The following is a 1,336-nucleotide window of genomic DNA, read 5'->3' as shown; positions in this document are numbered from 1 at the left end:
GTTCTTGGTAGTTGATGACGACCATGGCGTCTTGGTCGTAGTTGTAGTGCTTGAAGCGGGGCATCTGACCACTCCTTGTCCGTTTGCCTGATGCTACCAAAACCGAGGGCGATTTCGGGTTTTTTCTACAGCCTCAACGCCAATGATAAGCGGCGCCCGACTAGGGCGTCCGGTGGACGGCCGCCAGGCCGGGAACGTACTTAATTGACTGGTTAAATGCCGTACTCACGCTCAACCCTCGCAATGCGAACCCGAAAGCTGGAGTACCATTTTTGGTGGCCAAGTCTCTGAGCTTCTCGATGCTCTACGTTCTTTTTCCAATTGGTGATGGACTCCAAGCTTTCCCAGTAGGATACGGTGATACCCAAATCCTCTCGGACGGACTCCATACCCAAGAAGCCAGGTTGGGTTGCAGCCAACTCAACCATCCTGTCTGCCATTTCCCCGTAACCATTGTCGCCCTCGGTTCGATGGCTACTAAAAATGACAGCGTAATACGGCGGCTCAGGGGTTTTGGCTATCTCTGACATAGATCCCTCTAGGCATTTAACGCTTGCAGCATGCGCGCTTACGGAATGGAGCCGAAGGCGCAATGTAGTGGGTGTCGCCATGCCTGCACTGGTTATGTTCTTCTTCGTGTTAGCAGCGCCTGCCCAGCCACCCCGAAGAATCAATGTGGATAAAATAACCGAAGTCCTCAGAGGACATGACGGATCGCGCATCAGTGAGCCCAACACCACAATACGGACAACACTTAATTTCGACTGCTGTAGTCCAGAGCGTATCACCCACTTCCTCAAGATATTGATTTTCCTGTAAGTCATCCTCTGTTGCTACCCGCTCAATAACCAAACACCAACCAAGGTCTTCAGAGCCAAAACGGGCTGGCCCCCAACAGATTGAAACGCCATCACTCGGCATCTCGTCACAACAGTGTATGAGATTTGACAGGCTATCCATTTATTTCATCCACAAATATCTGGTCCTCTACGGCATCTGCAATGGCGCGATCCAATCGTGTAAGCAAATCTTCGAATGACTCTTCAGGCCGGCGGACTAACATTGCAAGGCATTGATCTTCATCAGATGCAGTCGCCGCACAGCTAACCGGGCCAACCCTACCAATAGTGATTTCGCCTGAGCCATCAATCAGCAGTTCAATATTCTCGAGTTTCATATGACGAAACCTGACTCTGAGTTATGGTGATTTCTGGTGTATGGAAGCAGGCTGAAAGGATGGCGTATCCTGTTGGTTGATCACCGCCAAGATCACAACCAACAGAGGATGGATACGCCATGTCCAAGTCTAACCTGCATGCTCTTTCACAACCAGAGG

At 50.7% G+C, this 1,336-nt stretch carries 2 protein-coding genes; both read right to left on the bottom strand.

The annotated features are described in order from the left end of the window. Positions 1-212: 212 nt before the first annotated feature. Positions 213-530 carry an antibiotic biosynthesis monooxygenase family protein gene (locus H3Z84_RS01705; protein ID WP_199456028.1) on the bottom strand — a complete coding sequence of 106 codons (318 nt, stop codon included), beginning with the start codon at positions 528-530 and terminating at the stop codon, positions 213-215. 422 nt (positions 531-952) lie between these two features. Continuing rightward, positions 953-1,177 (bottom strand): hypothetical protein, encoded by a 225-nt coding sequence (locus H3Z84_RS01700; RefSeq protein WP_089676070.1) that lies wholly within the window; start codon positions 1,175-1,177, stop codon positions 953-955. Positions 1,178-1,336: the final 159 nt, after the last annotated feature.

Source organism: Marinobacter sp. bablab_jr003 (assembly GCF_016464245.1).
Lineage (GTDB): Bacteria > Pseudomonadota > Gammaproteobacteria > Pseudomonadales > Oleiphilaceae > Marinobacter > Marinobacter vinifirmus.
This window is presented reverse-complemented; position numbering and strand designations above follow the sequence as displayed.

Coding starts and splice junctions, on each gene's coding strand:
- H3Z84_RS01705 (WP_199456028.1), bottom strand. CDS start 530: ATGTCAGAGATAGCCAAAACCCCTGAGCCGCCGTATTACGCTGTCATT.
- H3Z84_RS01700 (WP_089676070.1), bottom strand. CDS start 1,177: ATGAAACTCGAGAATATTGAACTGCTGATTGATGGCTCAGGCGAAATC.